Raw genomic sequence first — 17,320 nt, 5'->3', positions numbered from 1 at the left:
TCGCGATGGTTTTCGTAGTGTATAAAATGTTGAAAAATTTGCAACTAAATCCCGGCAAGTCTCACCACGATTTTACGTTATTTTGCGGCCTTTCGCCCTAATAACGCAAATTTTTTTCTACACTTCTTCATTCAGGCCGCTTCTTTGTTGGTAGCGCCCTCAGATCCCGGTCACAGAGTAATCTATGCGCCTGGTCTTCCCGGCCATGCCGCCTTGATCCAACCTGAATGATTTTGTGTAATTCGTGGTTAAACCATGTACATCCCGCCGTTGACGTGGAGGGTTTCACCAGTGATGTAACCCGCTTCGTCAGAGGCTAAAAATGCCACCGCACTGGCGATTTCATTTGGGGAGCCTAAACGCCCCGCAGGAACTGCCGCCAGTGTACCCGCACGCTGATCATCAGTCAGCGCACGCGTCATGTCCGTTTCAATAAAGCCCGGAGCAACAACGTTAACAGTAATGCCGCGAGACGCAATTTCACGCGCCAGCGACTTACTGAAACCAATCAGACCCGCTTTCGCCGCAGCGTAGTTGGCCTGACCAGCATTTCCCATGGTACCGACCACAGAACCAATAGTGATAATGCGACCATAACGCTTTTTCATCATAGCGCGCATTACCGCTTTTGACAGACGGAATACTGATGACAGGTTGGTTTCGATAATATCGTCCCACTCATCATCTTTCATTCGCATCAGGAGGTTGTCACGAGTGATACCGGCATTATTTACCAGAATATCAACTTCGCCAAACTCTGCGCGAATATTTCCAAGAACAGATTCGATAGATGCAGGATCGGTCACATTCAGTACCAGGCCTTTACCATTTGCACCTAAGTATTCGCTGATGGCTTGAGCGCCATTTTCACTGGTAGCTGTACCAATGACTTTCGCGCCACGCGCGACAAGTGTTTCAGCGATTGCACGTCCGATACCGCGGCTTGCGCCCGTTACCAGCGCGATTTTTCCTTCAAAACTCATGGTATTCCTCTTTTATTGCGAGAGTGCCGCTGACAGGGCTTCCGGCTCGTTAATAGCCGATGCAGTCATGGTATCAACAATACGTTTTGTCAGACCGGTCAGGACTTTTCCCGGACCGGCTTCAAAAAGATGCTCAACGCCCTGCGAGGCCATAAACTCAACGGTTTTGGTCCACTGCACCGGGCTATAAAGCTGGCGAACAAGCGCATCGCGAATCGCTTCCGGCGCCGTTTCGCATTTCACATCAACATTGTTCACGACAGGCACAGCGGGTGCGTTAAACGTAATTTTTTCGAGTTCTGCCGCCAGCTTAACAGCAGCCGGTTTCATCAGCGCGCAGTGAGACGGAACGCTGACAGGCAGTGGCAGCGCACGCTTCGCGCCCGCAGCTTTACAGGCGGCGCCTGCGCGTTCAACGGCTTCTTTGTTCCCGGCAATAACCACCTGGCCCGGCGAGTTAAAGTTCACCGGTGAAACAACCTGACCTTCTGCTGATTCTTCACAGGCTTTGGCAATAGAAGCGTCATCTAGCCCGATGATTGCAGACATCGCACCGGTGCCTTCTGGCACCGCTTCCTGCATGAATTTGCCACGCATTTCTACCAGGCGTACGGCATCAGCAAAAGCAATCACGCCCGCACAAACCAGCGCAGAGTATTCACCCAGGCTGTGACCCGCCAACAGCGCTGGGGTTTTGCCGCCCTGCTGCTGCCATACACGCCATAACGCCACTGATGCCGTCAGTAACGCAGGCTGGGTTTGCCAGGTCTTATTCAGCTCTTCTGCTGGCCCCTGCTGAGTCAACGCCCAAAGATCATAACCCAGAGCATCAGAAGCTTCACGGAAAGTCTCTTCGATAATAGGGTTGTTTGCCGCTAAATCAGACAACATCCCAACTGCCTGAGACCCTTGGCCCGGGAACACAAAAGCAAATTGCGTCATTTTTAATCCTTAATTAGAAACGAACCAGCGCGGAGCCCCAGGTGAAACCGCCACCAAAGGCTTCAAGCAAGACCAGTTGGCCTCGTTTAATTCGTCCATCGCGTACCGCTTCGTCAAATGCGCAGGGTACGGACGCCGCAGAGGTATTGCCATGGCGATCGAGCGTCACAACAACATTATCCATCGACATGCCCAGCTTTTTCGCCGTGGCACTAATAATACGCAGGTTAGCCTGATGCGGAACCAGCCAGTCGAGCGCTGAACGTTCAAGATTGTTCTCGGACAGCGTTTCATCGACGATATGAGCCAATTCCGTCACGGCAACCTTAAACACTTCATTTCCTGCCATCGTCAGGAAGATCGAATTGTCCGGGTTAACACGATCCGCGTTAGGGAGCGTCAGCAGCTCACCATAACTGCCGTCAGCGTGTAAATGCGTCGAGATAATACCCTGCTCTTCTGACTGACCCAGCAGGACAGCGCCCGCGCCATCGCCAAAAATAATAATCGTGCCACGATCTTCTGGGTTGCAGGTTCGCGCCAGCACATCTGCGCCAATCACTAACGCATATTTTACTGCGCCCGATTTTACATACTGATCGGCAATGCTAAGCGCATAAGTGAAACCAGCACACGCGGCAGCAACGTCAAACGCAGGACAACCCTTAATACCCATCATGCCCTGAATCTGGCACGCTGCGCTCGGGAACGCGTGAGTCGAAGAGGTGGTCGCGACAATGATCAAACCGATCTCATCTTTATCCACACCGGCCATTTCCAGCGCGCGGAGGCCTGCTTCATAGCCCATGGTGGAAACTGTTTCATCAGGCGCGGCGATACGGCGCTCACGGATACCTGTGCGTGTGACAATCCACTCGTCAGAGGTATCGACCATTTTTTCCAGATCGGCGTTAGTTCGCACTTGTTTGGGCAGAAAACTGCCGGTACCTAAAATCTTCGTATACATGTACGCTCAGTCACTTTTTGCTAATACAGATTCCAGGCGAGCGGCAATCCGCTGTGGGACTTGTCGCTGCACCGCCTGCACTGCCTGTTCAATGGCGACGGTAAACGCTCGCTGATTGGCCGCACCATGACTCTTAATCACCGTGCCGCGCAATCCTAACAGACAGGCGCCATTATACTGGTCGGGGTTGAGGTGACTGAATCGCCGCGTCAGGCTCTTTTGTAACCAACGCTTCAATAAAATCAGCCACCAGGCCGTTTTTTTCCCATCCCCCTGCGATTTGAGCAGAGAAAGGAACATTCTCACGACCCCTTCCATCGTTTTTAACGTCACGTTGCCAGTAAATCCATCACACACCAGAACATCAGTCTTACCGGTCAATAATTCATTAGCTTCAAGATAGCCAATATAGTTAATTGAGGGCGCGGATTTTAGCAATTCTGCGGCTTCACGAATGCTATCCAGGCCTTTTGTCTCTTCTTCACCGATGTTTAGCAACGCAACCCGGGGATTTGAAATCCCCACAACTTCTTCAGCTAATACCGACCCCATGATGGCAAACTGGGCCAGCATTGTACTATCACAATCGACGTTGGCCCCCAGATCGAGCACCACCGTTTTGCCCTTTTGTTGATGCGGCAATACCGTCACCAACGCAGGACGCTCAATCCCCTGAATGGGCTTGAGCATTAATTTCGCCAGCCCCATTAGCGCACCGGTGTTACCCGCGCTAACGCAGGCTTCTGCCCGCCCTTCTTTTACCAGTTCCAGCGCAATGCGCATTGACGTTCCGCGACTGTTGCGGATCGCATGCGATGGCCGGGCATCACTGGCAATAACTGACTGCGCAGGAATAATCTGCAGACGTGAACGTTGTTCAAAGTCAGCTTTTGCAAGTAATGGCGTGATTGTGTCGGGATTACCGACTAAAAGAAGTGTGAGTTGAGAATTAGAGTTCAGTGCCTGCAATGCTGCAGGCACTGTCACGGAAGGCCCAAAATCTCCTCCCATGACATCTAACGCCAGGGTTAGACGTGTCAAGGTATCATCGCTGCCCGGTTTGGCGTTTCCCCAGTTTCCTGGGGAAATCCTCACTAAGCTTCATCACGCTTGCGCGTGATTACTTAGTGATAACCTTGCGGCCGCGGTAGAAACCGTCAGCTGTGATGTGGTGACGCAGGTGTTTCTCACCAGAAGTCTTGTCTACAGACAGGCTGGTAACTGCAGTCAGCGCGTCATGGGAACGACGCATGCCACGTTTGGAACGGGTTGGTTTATTCTGTTGTACGGCCATGGACCTTACTCCTTAATTACTTACGCTTTAAACTGGCTAATACGGCAAATGGATTTGGTTTTTGCGCTTCATCAGGCAATTCACCAAAGACCATGTCCGCGTCGGACACTTCACAGTGTTCAGAATCATGCACCGGAACTACTGGCAAGGCGAGGATGATTTCATCTTCAACCAATGCAAGCAGATCGATTTCACCGAATTCGTTAACCTCAATCGGTTCATACGCTTCCGGGAGTGCTCCAGCCTGTTCGTCTGAACGAACCGGACTGAAACAATACGTTGTGTGAACATGACGTATAAACGGTTTCCCGCAACGCTGACATTCGAGCGTTACCGTTACCTTTGCATCGCCGGTTAAAACGGCAAGACGCTGGTTATCGATATCGAACGACATGGAGCATTCTACATCAGTATCCACACTGACCACAGATTCGGCGATACGCTCAGCCTGATCGGGGGTATAAATACCTTCGTAATCGAGGCGTTTCTGAGCCGTACGAACCGGATCAAGAGTCAGGGGTAATTTTACCTTTTGCATAGGGCGCGCATATTAACTTTGTAACGTCATAGAGTCAAAGAAAAAGGCAACCACAGCTGCCTTTTGCCAATTATTCGCACACATTGCGGCCTGTAGTTTAAAATGGCTGGCATCGATACGCTATATCTGGTGAAAAAAATATGCCGAAACTCGTGCTTGCTTCCACTTCTCCGTACCGACGCGCGCTGCTCGAAAAGCTGGGTGTTCCCTTCGAGTGTGCGGCGCCCATCGCTGATGAAACACCACAACCTGCTGAATCGCCACGCCATTTGGTTGTGCGCCTGGCGCAGGAAAAAGCGCAAAGTCTCGCCAATCACTTTCCTAATCATCTGATTATAGGTTCAGATCAAGTTTGCGTATTGGACGGTGAAATTACCGGGAAACCCCACACCGAAGAGAACGCGCGCCAGCAATTAATGAAAGCGCGCGGATCTATTGTCACCTTTTACACAGGCCTGGCACTCTACAACTCTGCCACCGGTCATCTGCAAACAGAATGCGAACCCTTCGATGTGCATTTCCGCCATCTGAGCGAACAAGAGATTGAGGATTATGTCCGCAGAGAGCGCCCGTTGAATTGCGCGGGAAGTTTCAAAAGCGAAGGCTTGGGGATTGCATTGTTTGAGAAGCTGGATGGCCGCGATCCGAATACGTTGGTTGGCTTACCGCTGATTGCACTTTGTCAGATGCTGCGCCGTGAGAACGCTAATCCATTGATGGCGTGATTAGCGGGGGGCGCTGCGCTGTTGTTTTAAGATCAGCGCAGCGTCACCTGCATGCGGTTACCCGCGAAGAATTTTCAGACAACGCTTGAGCTGATTGTCCAGCGGCGCTTCGACTCGCATCTCTGCGCCCGTCCCAGGATGGGTGAACTTCAACGCAGCGGCATGCAAGAACAAACGCGATAATCCGGTGCCCGCCAGCTGTTTATCAAATTCGCGATCGCCATAGCGATCGTCAAATGCGATCGGATGACCGGCATGAAGAGTATGGACGCGAATCTGGTGCGTACGTCCTGTGACAGGGCTGCATCTTACCAGGGTGCAAAATTCGTAACGCTCTTCGACTTTAAAACGTGTTTCAGAGGGTTTGCCTTCGCTGTTGACGCGAACGATACGCTCCCCGCTCTGCAAAATATTTTTCAACAGCGGCGCTTGCACCACTTTGACATGGGATTGCCATTGGCCACGCACCAGCGCCAGGTAATCTTTCTGCATCCCTTTCTCACGCAGTTGCTCATGCAACGAACGTAATGCGGAACGTTTTTTCGCCACCAGCAACACGCCAGACGTGTCGCGGTCAAGACGATGGACCAGTTCCAGGAAACGGGCTTCCGGTCGTAACGCACGCAACCCTTCGATAACGCCAAAGCTTAATCCGCTCCCGCCGTGTACCGCGGTACCCGAAGGTTTGTTCAGCACCAGGATATGATCGTCTTCATATAAAATGGCGTTGGTTAGCGCCGCCACTTTATTGAGATGCGGCGATACCGCTTCTTCTTCGCGTTCTGCGACACGCACTGGCGGGATACGCACTTCATCACCCGCTTCCAGTTTGTACTCAGGCTTGACGCGTTTTTTGTTCACTCGCACCTCGCCTTTGCGCAGGATGCGATAAATCATACTCTTTGGCACACCTTTCAACTGGGTGCGTAAAAAGTTATCGATTCGTTGCCCCGCTTCGTCATCAGCGATAGCAACCATTTTTACGGATGGAGTCTCTGTTTTCATGGTTGGCGATTCTAAATATCGTCAGGCATTAGCGCCACTCATTTTTATATGCTTATATTTACTTTTAATCAGCCTGCTCTCTCTCGACGCAATCGATTTGGTGGTTATTAAACCAATCATCACTTTGAAGTGAAGAAACTGTGAGTAACCGGGTGATAATTGGTAAAAGTCATCTTGCTATAACTGGGTTAGCAATGGAATAATGAAGTCGTTTTCCGTGTTAAATCTGGGTTTTGTAAGGATAACGACGGAATGACCAATTTTGTCTGACCGATCATCCACGCAGCAATGGCGTAAGACGTATTGATCTTTCAGACAGTTAGCGGGCTGCGGGTTGCAGTACTTACCGGTAAATGGAATCTTCTCTGGAGAGTTCTCCCAGGCTGTTCCCCTGATAATTGCGCTGTATTTCCTATGAAAAACAGGCAACCGACACTTTGCGCCTCTTAAACGAGCGACAACCGTGAGGTTGGCGACGTCACAGTCACGAGGCCATCGGTTCATACCCCGGAAAGCGTCACCTTGCCCGCAGCTTAGTCGTCAATGTAAGAATAATGAGTAAGTTACGATGAAAAGAATGTTAATCAACGCAACTCAGCAAGAAGAGTTGCGTGTCGCCCTTGTGGATGGGCAGCGCCTGTACGATCTGGATATCGAAAGTCCTGGACACGAACAGAAAAAAGCGAACATTTACAAAGGCAAAATCACCCGCATTGAACCAAGCCTGGAGGCCGCTTTCGTCGATTACGGCGCTGAGCGTCACGGTTTCCTTCCTCTGAAAGAAATTGCCCGCGAATATTTCCCTGCCAACTATAACTCCCACGGTCGTCCGAACATCAAAGATGTGCTGCGCGAAGGCCAGGAAGTGATTGTACAGATTGATAAAGAAGAACGCGGCAACAAAGGTGCTGCGCTGACAACCTTTATCAGCCTGGCGGGTAGCTATCTGGTACTGATGCCAAACAACCCGCGTGCGGGTGGTATCTCTCGCCGTATCGAAGGCGATGACCGTACCGAGTTGAAAGAAGCGCTGGCCAGCCTTGAATTGCCTGATGGCATGGGTCTGATTGTGCGTACTGCAGGTGTCGGTAAATCTGCCGAAGCGTTGCAGTGGGACTTAGGATTCCGTCTGAAGCACTGGGAAGCCATCCAGAAAGCTGCAGAGAGCCGTCCGGCGCCCTTCCTGATTCACCAGGAAAGTAACGTTATCGTTCGTGCTTTCCGTGACTATCTTCGTCAGGACATCGGCGAAATTCTGATTGATAACCCGAAAGTGCTTGAGCTGGCTCGCCAGCACATCGCCGCACTGGGTCGTCCAGATTTCACCAGCAAAATTAAACTGTACACCGGTGAAATCCCGCTGTTCAGCCACTATCAGATCGAATCGCAGATTGAGTCCGCCTTCCAGCGTGAAGTGCGTCTTCCTTCTGGCGGTTCCATCGTTATCGATTCGACCGAAGCGCTGACCGCTATCGACATCAACTCCGCACGCGCAACTCGTGGCGGCGATATCGAAGAAACCGCGTTCAACACCAACCTTGAAGCAGCAGATGAAATTGCACGTCAGCTTCGTCTGCGCGACCTCGGCGGCCTGATCGTTATCGACTTCATCGACATGACGCCAGTACGCCATCAGCGCGCAGTGGAAAACCGTCTGCGTGATGCGGTTCGTCAGGATCGTGCACGTATCCAGATCAGCCATATTTCTCGCTTTGGTCTTTTGGAAATGTCGCGTCAGCGCCTGAGTCCTTCTCTGGGTGAATCCAGCCATCACGTCTGCCCGCGCTGTAGCGGTACCGGTACCGTGCGTGACAACGAATCACTTGCACTCTCCATTCTGCGTCTCATTGAAGAAGAAGCGCTGAAAGAGAACACCAAAGAAGTTCACGCGATTGTTCCGGTTCCTGTGGCCTCTTACCTGCTGAACGAAAAACGCGAAGCAGTCAGTGCCATTGAATCACGTCAGGCTGGTGTGCGTTGCATCATCGTTCCAAACGATCAGATGCAAACGCCGCATTACTCCGTGCTGCGCGTACGCAAAGGTGAAGAGACATCCACTCTGAGCTACCTGCTGCCGAAACTGCACGAAGAAGAGATGGCAATGCCTTCTGATGAAGAGCCTGCGGAGCGTAAACTCCCTGAGCAGCCAGCATTGGCTACCTTCATCATGCCTGAAGCACCGCCGGCACCTTCTGAGCAGCCAGCGACCGCTAAGCCTGCAGTGCCGAAATCTGAAACCGAAGCTAACGTGACGTCTTCAGAACCTGGTCTGCTGGGTCGTATCTTCAGCGCGCTGAAGAAAATGTTCGCGGGTGAAGAAGCTCAACCTGAAGAGCCGAAAGTTGCTCCGAAAGAAGAGAAAAAAGAGCGTCCGCAGCAGGACCGTCGTAAACGTCAGAACAACCGCCGCGATCGTAACGACCGCCGTGACAACCGCGATAATCGTGATAACCGCGACAATCGTGATAATCGTTCTGAGAACAACAACGAAGGTCGTGAAGCGCGCGAGGACAACCGTCGCAACCGTCGCGAAAAACCGCAGCAAAATGCGGAAGATCGTGAAATCCGCCAGCCAGCGGGCGATGAGTCTGAGAAAACCAGACAGCGTGATGAGCAGCAGCCACGTCGTGAGCGTAACCGTCGCCGTAATGACGACAAGCGCCAGGCGCAGCAGGACGTTAAAGCCGTCACACTGGAAGAACCCGCTGTCCAGGAAACTGAACAGGAAGAGCGCGTCCAGGTCATGCCGCGTCGTAAGCAGCGTCAGCTGTCACAGAAAGTTCGCTTCGAATCTGAACAGACTGAAGCGGCAACTCCCGCTGTGAACGTCCCTGTGGTTGAAGAAACGCCGAATACGCAACTGGCAAAACTGGATCTTCCCGCTGTCGTTGAGCCAACGCATGAGCAAGACGACAATACGGAAGCGCGTGATAACAATGGTATGCCACGTCGTTCCCGTCGCTCTCCGCGCCACCTGCGCGTGAGCGGTCAGCGTCGTCGTCGCTATCGTGACGAGCGTTACCCAGCCCAGTCACCGATGCCAATGACGGTCGCCTGTATGTCACCAGAAATGGCCTCCGGTAAAGTGTGGATCCGCTACCCGATTGCACGTCCTCAGGATCAGCAGTTTGAAGAGCAGACTGCAGTTGAAACGGTTGAGCCAATGGTCGCAGCTCCTGCAGACGTTGCGCCTGTCGCGGTTGAAGAAGTGCAACACGTCGTGGCTGAGCCGCAGAAGGTTGAAGCGGTTGAAGTAGAAACCACGCACCCGGAAGCGATCGCTGCGCCGGTTGATACTCAACCTCAGGTTATCGCGCAAGAAGATACGGCTGTTGCTGCGCAAATCGCGGAATCCGCTGAACCTGTAGAGGCTGTAGAAACTGTCGTGGAACAGCCTGCTGTTGCCGAAGAGAAAGCGGACGTTGTGGCTGAAGTTGAAGCTGAAGTCGTGGCAGATGTTGTCGCTGAAGCTGAACAACCTGCGCCTGCCCTCGTTGCAGAGCAACCTGTTGCTGAAGTGAAGCCACAACCGGCCGCATCTGCTGTTGTCGGTCATCATCACGCGACAGCGCCGATGACGCGTGCTCCAGCACCGGAATATCAGCCAGAAGCGCCACGTCAAAGTGACTGGGTGCGTCCTGCGTTCGATTTCGACGGTAAAGGTGCTGCAGGTGGTCACAGTGCCACTCATCAGGCAACTGCACCGGCAACACGCCCGCAGTCTGTTGAGTAATTTGCAGCCCTAATGAAAAGCCGACCTCAGGGTCGGCTTTTTTATTGCCTGAAATGCTAAGCGAGCGGTTTTCTCATTCCCGCCATTTGCGGCATGATCTCCCGCATCATCTCCAGAAATCGTCTTAATCGCGCCGGGTAATAGCGCGACCACGGATAAACAAGGTGTACCGGCAAAGGTGCAGGTTGCCAGTCAGGTAAAAGATGCACCAGCCTTCCTTCGCGAATATCCTCTTCCACCGTCCAGCTCGATACTGCCGCAATACCCAGTCCCATCAGCGCAGTATTTCGCGCGACATAGAGGCTATCAGTACTCAGGCGAGGCGAAATAGCGACGCGTGTCGGCTCCTTTTCCCCTCGTTTGAAGAGCTCAATATGTTGATGATAAAAAGTGCTGAGCGCCACCCACGGCAACGCGCTGAGATCGTCGGGATGCGCTGGCGCAGTGAACTGTGCGAGCAGAGCCGGGGACGCAACAACGCTGCGGGGAACTTCGGCGAGCAAGACGGACACCGTGGCAGGATCGACTTCAGCGCCCACGCGAATCGCACAGTCGATATCATCGCTGAGAAAATCTACTGACCTGTCATTGAGTTTCCACTCGATTGAGAGCTGCGGATAGCGGGTCAAAAACTGCATTAACGGGGGTAACAGCTGTTCCTGGCCAAACGCATGGGGCGCGCGTACGCGTAAAATCCCCACCGGTTCATCTTCGGCTTGACCCACTTCATCTTCCAGCGCCAGCCAACTGTCGATAACCCGTCGTGCGTGATGGTAGCAGCGCTCACCGTCGTCGGTTAATTTCATCGCGTGGGTGGTACGGAGTAACAGCCGAACGCCAAGCAGCGTTTCCAGGGACTGCAAGCGCCGACTGACGGTCGCCTGCGTGGTGTCGAGCTGTCTTGCCGCCGCCGAGAGCGAACCCGACTCCACGATGCGAATAAATGTGCGCATCAGTTCCACTCTATCTATACGCTCAGTTCGTTTCATTTTCTTCATGGTTATACGCTATACGTATAAATGTTTTACCACCCTACTGGCTACCGCCTCAAGCGAGATTGCGGAAAAATAGCCTCATTCCATGAATGAGGTACACCGAATGAACGCAGTCATCGCTACACAGACCCGCCGCTGGACTATTTTTATCCTTGCCATTGGCGCAGGTTTTAGCGTCGCATCAATTTACTATGCCCAACCGCTTCTGCCGCTGATGGGGACGGATCTCCATCTGAGTATCGCGGGCATGGGGCTGGTCCCCACGTTGACACAGACGGGTTACGCACTGGGTATTTTGTTCCTGCTGCCCCTTGGGGATCGACACGATCGCCGCGCGTTAATCCTTTTCAAAAGTGCGGCGCTGGCGCTGTTTCTTCTCGGCTGCAGCCTGACTGAACAGCTTCACTCGTTACTGTTCACCAGCTTGCTGATCGGCATGGCCGCGACCATGGCACAAGATATCGTACCTGCGGCAGCCATTCTCGCGCCGGAAGGAAAACAGGGCAAAACCGTCGGCACCGTGATGACCGGTTTACTGCTGGGCATTCTGCTGTCTCGTACCGTCAGCGGGGTGGTAGGCGAAGCGTTCGGCTGGCGCGTGATGTATCAGCTGGCGGCAGCAAGCATCGCGATTATCGGCGTTGTGATGTGGGCGGTCCTGCCACGCTTTGCGATTCATTCAACGCTGAGCTATCCGGCATTACTGCGGTCGATGGAACATCTGTGGCGTCGCTATCCTGCCCTTCGTCGTGCCGCGCTGGCGCAAGGATTCCTGTCGATTGCCTTTAGCGCTTTCTGGTCAACGCTTGCGGTCATGCTGTTAGATCGCTATCACCTTGGCAGCGCGGTGGCAGGTGGATACGGGATTGCCGGCGCAGCGGGTGCATTAGCGGCGCCATTGGCAGGTGGCCTGGCGGATAAACTCGGTGCAGGTAAAGTGACGCAACTGGGCGCGGCGCTGGTGACGGTATCCTTCGCACTGATGTTTTTGATGCCGGCGCTTGGCACCAGCGGACAGTTAATCTTGATTGCCGTCTCCGCAGTGGGCTTTGATCTCGGTCTGCAGTCAAGTCTGGTTGCGCACCAGAATCTGGTTTACAGTCTCGAACCTCAGGCCCGTGGGCGTCTTAATGCCCTGTTGTTCACTGTTATTTTTATCGGTATGGCGCTTGGCTCAGCGTTGGGGAGCAAAGTGTATGCGATGGTGGGCTGGTCCGGCGTGGTGGCACTGGCAACGGTTTGTGGCGCAATAGCACTGCTGATCCGTCTGATTGAAAGTGCGCGCGTGGTTGCCGTTCAGGTACAAAATCGATAAAAAAAAGCCCAATCCGAAATTCCGGGTTGGGCAGACAAAACATATCCAGTTTCAAGATATGTTCTAAGAGGTCAATTTTGTTATCTGTTCAGCTGGAACAGAGACATTCCCTGCATGTCAGTAAACGCTTTATATGAAGCCTGGAGCGCCGCCTGTTGCATGGTGTAAGACGAAATCGCCGCGTTCCAGTCAACGTCGACCAGATCGCTCATCTGCTTCGTCTGACCCAGCGCACGATCAACGCCCAATGAATCTAGCGTATCGAGTTCGTTAAGCTTGGTTCCGACGTCTGCCACGACAGTCAGCACGTTGTTTTGGGTGTTTTTAATGCCGACAGCAGCGGTGTCCAGCGCCAGTTTCTGCGTAGCTGCAGCAGCGGAATCCGTGTCTACTGGCACCTTCAACGCCGCGATAGCGCTGTCGAGAATTTTAAACATATTCTGTTCACCGTAACCGCCGCCCGGAACTTCCTGTGCGTTGCTGGTGATGCTTTCAAAGATCTGATTACCGGTATGACTGATCGCCATGGTGCGTGCGGAATCCACTTGCTGCGTAATGGATTCAGTGCCGCCGCTGTACGTTCCCGTCGCAGAGTCGAACGGGGCCGTTTCCGTTTTATAGCCCGCGAAAATGAAGCGCCCGTTACCGTCAGTCGAGTTGGCCAGATTCATCAATTGGTCACGGATACCCTGCAAATCAGACGCCAAAGAAAGACGGTCATCATCGCTCAACGTACCGTTACCGGCATAAACGATTTTTTCCTGCGCGCTGGAGATCGCCGTGTTGACCTGACCGAGCACGTTATCTTCCAGTGAAACTTTCTGTTTCGCAAAGGTACGTCCCAGCTTGTACTGTTCGTTCTGCGATTGCGCCTGAGACAGCACGATGGCCTGCGAGGAGGCAATCGCATCGTCCGAAGGACGGTTAACGCGTTTACCGGTGGACATTTGTTCACCGTAGCTCAGCCACTTGCTCTGGGATTCGGTAATCCCACGCATGTTCTGCTGGTACATCATTTGGGTGCTAATGCGCATTCTTTACCTCGGCCTTAGCGAATATTAATAATGGCGTCGAAAAGGGTGCTGGCCGTTTGCAGAACCTGCGCATTCGCCAGGTAATATTGCTGGAAACGCTGCAAATTGCCGTACTCTTCATCCAGATTCACGCCAGAAATCGACTGCTGCTGATTGCTGAGCTGCGTCACCACGTTGGCTTTCGTCGCGCTGCTGGTCTTCAGTGAAGCTGTCTGGCTACCGACTGTACTGACCAACGAGGCATAGGCATCGTTAAAGCTTTTATTCCCGCCAACAGACTTGCTGTTTTGCAGTTCAAGCAGTGCCTTACCGTTACGGTTATCGCTCTCACCCGCTGTCGCGTCAGACGCCATCGCCAGTTTGGATTCATCTTTGATCAGAAGTTCCATGTTGACGATGGTGTCGACGACCGGCTTAACCACAAAACTGTCTTTATTAGCCGCTGCACCACTCACGTTAATTTTAACGCCATCAAACGTCATATCCCCGCTACCATCTGGCGTTGCGGTGAACGTGGTTTTGTCTGACAGGCGCGTCACGGTCCAGTTGGAACCGTTGTATTCCAGTTTGTAATCTGTCGCCTGAACTTTTGAGCTGTCATCAATGGTGGCTGTAACGGCCGCACTGCCGGTGTTTTTGGCATTTTCCATGACGGCCGGCGTGCCGAAATTGAACAGTTTGCCGCCTGCATCCTGATTGGCATCAAAACCTTTCTCATGCTGCTGGTTCATGGCATCGGCAAACGCAAGCGCCATCTGGTTAAGGTTATTACGCGTCTTATCCAGATCTTCATTACGGAATGTAATCAAGCCACCCAAAGAGCCGGTATTCAGCACTTTATCCGGGATCTCAACATTACCCGCTGAGGCATCCACATACGCCACGGTCATGCGTGAAGGATCGGCACTTGATGGAACAGCCGCCAGCTTATTGGCCGCGCTGCCCTGCACCAGAGTGTAGCCGTTACCGAATGAAACGTTGTACGTGCCACTGTCCTGTACCGCGACTTCGACACCCACAATCTGATTCAGCTCGCTGACCAACTGGTCGCGCTGATCGAGCAGGTTATTCGGGGAAGCCCCTGCACCCACACCGGTCAGACGTGAAATCTGGTCGTTGAGGTTAGCAATCTGCGTCGCATAGGAGTTGATCTGGTCAACGCTTGTCGCAATGGCAGTATTAACCTGCTTATCCTGGTCGCGCAGGTACTGATCGGTCACCTTAAACTGATTGACCAGACCATCGGCTTTTCCAAGCACAGTCTGACGCGCAGCGGGATCTTCTGCGTTACTGACCAGCGTTTGCAGGCTGGTAAAGAAGCTCTGCAACGTTGCAGAAAGGGAATTCGTGGTATCAGACAGCACGTCGTCAATTTTTGACATCTGCTGATAGCGCGTGGTCAACCCGCTGCTTTGGTTCTGCGCAGCGCGCAGCTGATTGGTAATGAACGCATCGTATTCACGCTGTACGCCATTAACGTACACGCCATTACCGACCCAACCGCCGCCCGTCAACGTACTGTTTGCTGCACCCAGCACGGTGGTCTGACGGGTATAACCTGCCACGTTATAGCTGGAAATGTTATTACTGACCGTATTCAGTGAAGCCTGAGCCGCACTGAGGCCACTCATAGCGCTGTTAATCAAACTGGACATTGAGGTTCCTTTTAAACTTTCAGACACGGGTCCTGATAAGGATTATCGACAGCCGTAGCACAAACTTGAGTCTTTAGAATAAATTTTCGAGATCGTTGCTATAGGCTTTGCTGACTTTCTCGCCCATCGATTTAAGCTGTTGAATCATGTTCGTCAGTTTATGGGCATATTGCGGATCGGTGGCATAGCCCGCATTTTGCAATGCCTGCGCGCCCTGCTCTGCCGTCGCAGCATTGGTGACGGCCGCATAGCGCGGATTTCGGCTCAACATGCCCACATAATCTGATAACGCTTCGAGATAAGAGCTGTAGACGCGGAATTTGGCTTTGACCTTCACTGCCGCGCCATTTTCATATTCTGTCGTCGTGATTTCTGTCGTTGGACCTTTCCAGCCAGAGGAGGCTTTAACACCAAAAATGTTAAAGCTCGGCTCGCCATTTTCACGGCGAATTTGTCGCTGACCCCACCCGGATTCCAGCGCTGCCTGCGCCAGAATCAGGTGGTGTGGAACCCCACTCTGTTCGCTGGCCAGACGCGCTGGCAGCGAAAGTTGGGCGAGGAAATCTTTACTGTCGCCGGAGAGCGCCTCATCGTTACTTTCTGCAGGCTTAGGCATCGCCTTACGCACCATCTGCGTAAGCGCCTGATTCTGATAGGTCGTCACCGTTTCCAGATCAAACTTCATCGGAACCTGCTGCGTCTGCTCTTCGGGTTGAATCCCCTGAGCCGCCTGCATCTGTTTCACAATCATATCGGCGAGTCCAAGCCCCTTGCCGGACGTCATTTGCTGAGCAACCTGCTGGTCATACATGCTGGTGTAGAGGCGTGTCGAATCGCTGCTGAACATCCCATCTTTCGGTAACGTTTCACGCATGCTTTTCAACATCATCTGCACAAACATCCCTTCCACCTGGCGGGCAACCGGGCGGAGGTTAGCCGCCTGGTCTTGTCCTGCTTTGGTTTTCAGTTCGTTGAGCGACTGGGCATCCCAGGCCGCACTTGCCATCAGTTTGCTATCGCTCAGCATTAGATGATTTCCAGTTTGGCGCGCAGACAGCCCGCACTTTGCATGGACTGCAAAATCGACATCAAATCCATCGGTGTAGCACCCAGCGCATTCAAGGCACGCACGACGTTGTTCAGGTTGGCACTCGAACGCACGGTTTGCAGTGAACCGCCGCTCTGGCGCATATCAATCTGCGTTTGTGGCGTCACAACCGTTTGTCCACCGCCAAACGGCGTATCCGGCTGGCTGACTTGCGCCGAGCGGTTCACGCTGATCGACAGGTTACCCTGTGCGACGGCACAGCTATCCAGCGTCACTTCTCGGTTCATCACCACCGATCCCGTACGCGAGTTGATGATCACTTTGGCATCCTGAAGCGGAACGTTGACTTCCATATTCTGGATATCCGCCAGCATACGCACCTGATTGCTGCTGCCGCTGGAGGTACGGATCTGCACGGTACGCGCATCCAGCGCAGTCGCGCTACCGTAGCCACGGCTGCGGTTGATGGTGTCGGCAATCTGCTGCGCCATCGTGAAGTCTTCATTATTCAGTTGAAGATTGATGGTGTCGCCTGCGCCAAACTGGGTCGGCAGTTCACGCTCGATAATCGCACCGTTCGTAATACGACCGCCGTTCAGCTGGTTTACCTGCACACTGCTTCCGCCTGCTGATGCCCCCGCACCGCCGACAAGAATGTTACCCTGCGCCAGCGCATAAACCTGGCTATCCACCCCTTTCAGAGGGGTCATCAGCAGCGTCCCGCCGCGCAGGCTTTTTGCGTTACCCATCGAGGAAACCACCACATCGATGGTTTGACCCTGTCGGGCAAACGCCGGGTAAGAGGCGGTGATCATGACCGCCGCCACGTTTTTCAGCTGCATGTTCGTCCCTGTCGGTACCGTAATACCGAGCTGGGAAAGCATGTTATTCAAACTTTGCGTGGTGAAAGGCGTCTGGGTGGTCTGGTCGCCCGTGCCGTCCAGGCCGACGACCAGGCCATAGCCGATCAGTGAGTTTGCTCGTACGCCCTGTACACTGGTGAGATCGCGAATGCGGTCGGCCTGGGCGAACGTCGCCACCAGCACCAACACCATTCCGAAAAGGGATTTAAACATAGGTCACCTT

15 protein-coding genes are annotated in these 17,320 nt (G+C 53.1%); 3 read left to right on the top strand and 12 right to left on the bottom strand.

All coding sequences use genetic code 11. The features are described from left to right. Nucleotides 1-248: 248 nt before the first annotated feature. From fabG to yceD, 6 genes are all read right to left on the bottom strand, one after another. On the bottom strand, nt 249-983 hold the full coding sequence (gene fabG / locus I6L74_RS16330; RefSeq protein WP_012017004.1) for a 3-oxoacyl-ACP reductase FabG: 735 nt from the start codon (nt 981-983) through the stop codon (nt 249-251). Nucleotides 984-995: 12 nt separating this feature from the next. Then, nucleotides 996-1,925 (bottom strand): ACP S-malonyltransferase, encoded by a 930-nt coding sequence (gene fabD / locus I6L74_RS16325; protein ID WP_059178308.1) that lies wholly within the window; start codon nt 1,923-1,925, stop codon nt 996-998. Nucleotides 1,926-1,938: 13 nt separating this feature from the next. Next, on the bottom strand, nt 1,939-2,892 hold the full coding sequence (locus I6L74_RS16320; protein ID WP_059178309.1) for a beta-ketoacyl-ACP synthase III: 954 nt from the start codon (nt 2,890-2,892) through the stop codon (nt 1,939-1,941). A gap of 6 nt (nt 2,893-2,898) precedes the next feature. Further along, the gene (plsX, locus tag I6L74_RS16315) at nt 2,899-3,933 is read right to left on the bottom strand and encodes a phosphate acyltransferase PlsX (RefSeq protein WP_174342093.1); all 1,035 of its coding nucleotides are present in this window, start codon (nt 3,931-3,933) and stop codon (nt 2,899-2,901) included. Between the two features lie 79 nt (nt 3,934-4,012). After that, on the bottom strand, nt 4,013-4,186 hold the full coding sequence (gene rpmF / locus I6L74_RS16310; protein ID WP_003857964.1) for a 50S ribosomal protein L32: 174 nt from the start codon (nt 4,184-4,186) through the stop codon (nt 4,013-4,015). Between the two features lie 16 nt (nt 4,187-4,202). Then, a complete protein-coding gene (gene yceD, locus I6L74_RS16305; RefSeq protein WP_059178311.1) occupies nt 4,203-4,724 on the bottom strand; it encodes a 23S rRNA accumulation protein YceD in 522 nt (173 codons plus the stop codon). A gap of 140 nt (nt 4,725-4,864) precedes the next feature. On the opposite strand from yceD, the gene I6L74_RS16300 reads away from it, so the two are divergent. Beyond that, nucleotides 4,865-5,449: a Maf family protein gene (locus tag I6L74_RS16300; RefSeq protein WP_059178312.1), complete on the top strand. Its 585-nt coding sequence runs from the start codon at nt 4,865-4,867 to the stop codon at nt 5,447-5,449. A 57-nt stretch (nt 5,450-5,506) separates the two neighbouring features. Here the strand turns inward: I6L74_RS16300 and rluC are convergent, their stop codons facing one another. Then, the gene (rluC, locus tag I6L74_RS16295) at nt 5,507-6,454 is read right to left on the bottom strand and encodes a 23S rRNA pseudouridine(955/2504/2580) synthase RluC (RefSeq protein WP_059178313.1); all 948 of its coding nucleotides are present in this window, start codon (nt 6,452-6,454) and stop codon (nt 5,507-5,509) included. A gap of 568 nt (nt 6,455-7,022) precedes the next feature. Here rluC and rne point away from each other — a divergent pair. After that, entirely contained in the window at nt 7,023-10,187 is a 3,165-nt protein-coding gene (rne, locus tag I6L74_RS16290) for a ribonuclease E (protein ID WP_059178314.1), read from the top strand. 56 nt (nt 10,188-10,243) lie between these two features. Here the strand turns inward: rne and I6L74_RS16285 are convergent, their stop codons facing one another. Continuing rightward, nucleotides 10,244-11,176: a LysR family transcriptional regulator gene (locus I6L74_RS16285; protein WP_059178315.1), complete on the bottom strand. Its 933-nt coding sequence runs from the start codon at nt 11,174-11,176 to the stop codon at nt 10,244-10,246. 109 nt (nt 11,177-11,285) lie between these two features. Between I6L74_RS16285 and I6L74_RS16280 the strand changes: the two genes are divergently transcribed. Beyond that, nucleotides 11,286-12,497, top strand: a complete 1,212-nt coding sequence (locus I6L74_RS16280) for an MFS transporter (protein ID WP_059178316.1) — start codon at nt 11,286-11,288, stop codon at nt 12,495-12,497. A gap of 80 nt (nt 12,498-12,577) precedes the next feature. Here the strand turns inward: I6L74_RS16280 and flgL are convergent, their stop codons facing one another. The 4 genes from flgL to I6L74_RS16260 all read right to left on the bottom strand — a co-directional run bounded on the left by flgL (nt 12,578) and on the right by I6L74_RS16260 (nt 17,310). Beyond that, nucleotides 12,578-13,531 carry a flagellar hook-associated protein FlgL gene (gene flgL, locus I6L74_RS16275; protein ID WP_059178317.1) on the bottom strand — a complete coding sequence of 318 codons (954 nt, stop codon included), beginning with the start codon at nt 13,529-13,531 and terminating at the stop codon, nt 12,578-12,580. Between the two features lie 14 nt (nt 13,532-13,545). Continuing rightward, on the bottom strand, nt 13,546-15,186 hold the full coding sequence (gene flgK / locus I6L74_RS16270) for a flagellar hook-associated protein FlgK (RefSeq protein ID WP_059178318.1): 1,641 nt from the start codon (nt 15,184-15,186) through the stop codon (nt 13,546-13,548). A 73-nt stretch (nt 15,187-15,259) separates the two neighbouring features. After that, on the bottom strand, nt 15,260-16,213 hold the full coding sequence (gene flgJ, locus I6L74_RS16265; protein ID WP_059178319.1) for a flagellar assembly peptidoglycan hydrolase FlgJ: 954 nt from the start codon (nt 16,211-16,213) through the stop codon (nt 15,260-15,262). Then, nucleotides 16,213-17,310 carry a flagellar basal body P-ring protein FlgI gene (locus I6L74_RS16260; RefSeq protein WP_059178320.1) on the bottom strand — a complete coding sequence of 366 codons (1,098 nt, stop codon included), beginning with the start codon at nt 17,308-17,310 and terminating at the stop codon, nt 16,213-16,215. The genes flgJ and I6L74_RS16260 overlap by 1 nt, the downstream gene beginning before the upstream one ends. Between the last annotated feature and the right edge of the window lie 10 nt (nt 17,311-17,320).

This window comes from Lelliottia amnigena, assembly GCF_019047465.1.
Taxonomy (GTDB): domain Bacteria; phylum Pseudomonadota; class Gammaproteobacteria; order Enterobacterales; family Enterobacteriaceae; genus Enterobacter; species Enterobacter amnigenus.
The sequence above is the reverse complement of the archived record's forward strand: the minus strand, read 5'-3'. Positions and strand labels throughout refer to the sequence as shown.

Excerpts from the sequence above, each read along its gene's own strand:
- I6L74_RS16280 (WP_059178316.1), top strand. The coding sequence starts at position 11,286 with ATGAACGCAGTCATCGCTACACAGACCCGCCGCTGGACTATTTTTATC.
- rpmF (WP_003857964.1), bottom strand. The coding sequence starts at position 4,186 with ATGGCCGTACAACAGAATAAACCAACCCGTTCCAAACGTGGCATGCGT.
- fabD (WP_059178308.1), bottom strand. The coding sequence starts at position 1,925 with ATGACGCAATTTGCTTTTGTGTTCCCGGGCCAAGGGTCTCAGGCAGTT.
- I6L74_RS16320 (WP_059178309.1), bottom strand. The coding sequence starts at position 2,892 with ATGTATACGAAGATTTTAGGTACCGGCAGTTTTCTGCCCAAACAAGTG.
- flgJ (WP_059178319.1), bottom strand. The coding sequence starts at position 16,213 with ATGCTGAGCGATAGCAAACTGATGGCAAGTGCGGCCTGGGATGCCCAG.
- rne (WP_059178314.1), top strand. The coding sequence starts at position 7,023 with ATGAAAAGAATGTTAATCAACGCAACTCAGCAAGAAGAGTTGCGTGTC.
- I6L74_RS16285 (WP_059178315.1), bottom strand. The coding sequence starts at position 11,176 with ATGAAACGAACTGAGCGTATAGATAGAGTGGAACTGATGCGCACATTT.
- fabG (WP_012017004.1), bottom strand. The coding sequence starts at position 983 with ATGAGTTTTGAAGGAAAAATCGCGCTGGTAACGGGCGCAAGCCGCGGT.
- flgK (WP_059178318.1), bottom strand. The coding sequence starts at position 15,186 with ATGTCCAGTTTGATTAACAGCGCTATGAGTGGCCTCAGTGCGGCTCAG.
- rluC (WP_059178313.1), bottom strand. The coding sequence starts at position 6,454 with ATGAAAACAGAGACTCCATCCGTAAAAATGGTTGCTATCGCTGATGAC.
- flgL (WP_059178317.1), bottom strand. The coding sequence starts at position 13,531 with ATGCGCATTAGCACCCAAATGATGTACCAGCAGAACATGCGTGGGATT.
- yceD (WP_059178311.1), bottom strand. The coding sequence starts at position 4,724 with ATGCAAAAGGTAAAATTACCCCTGACTCTTGATCCGGTTCGTACGGCT.
- I6L74_RS16260 (WP_059178320.1), bottom strand. The coding sequence starts at position 17,310 with ATGTTTAAATCCCTTTTCGGAATGGTGTTGGTGCTGGTGGCGACGTTC.
- I6L74_RS16300 (WP_059178312.1), top strand. The coding sequence starts at position 4,865 with ATGCCGAAACTCGTGCTTGCTTCCACTTCTCCGTACCGACGCGCGCTG.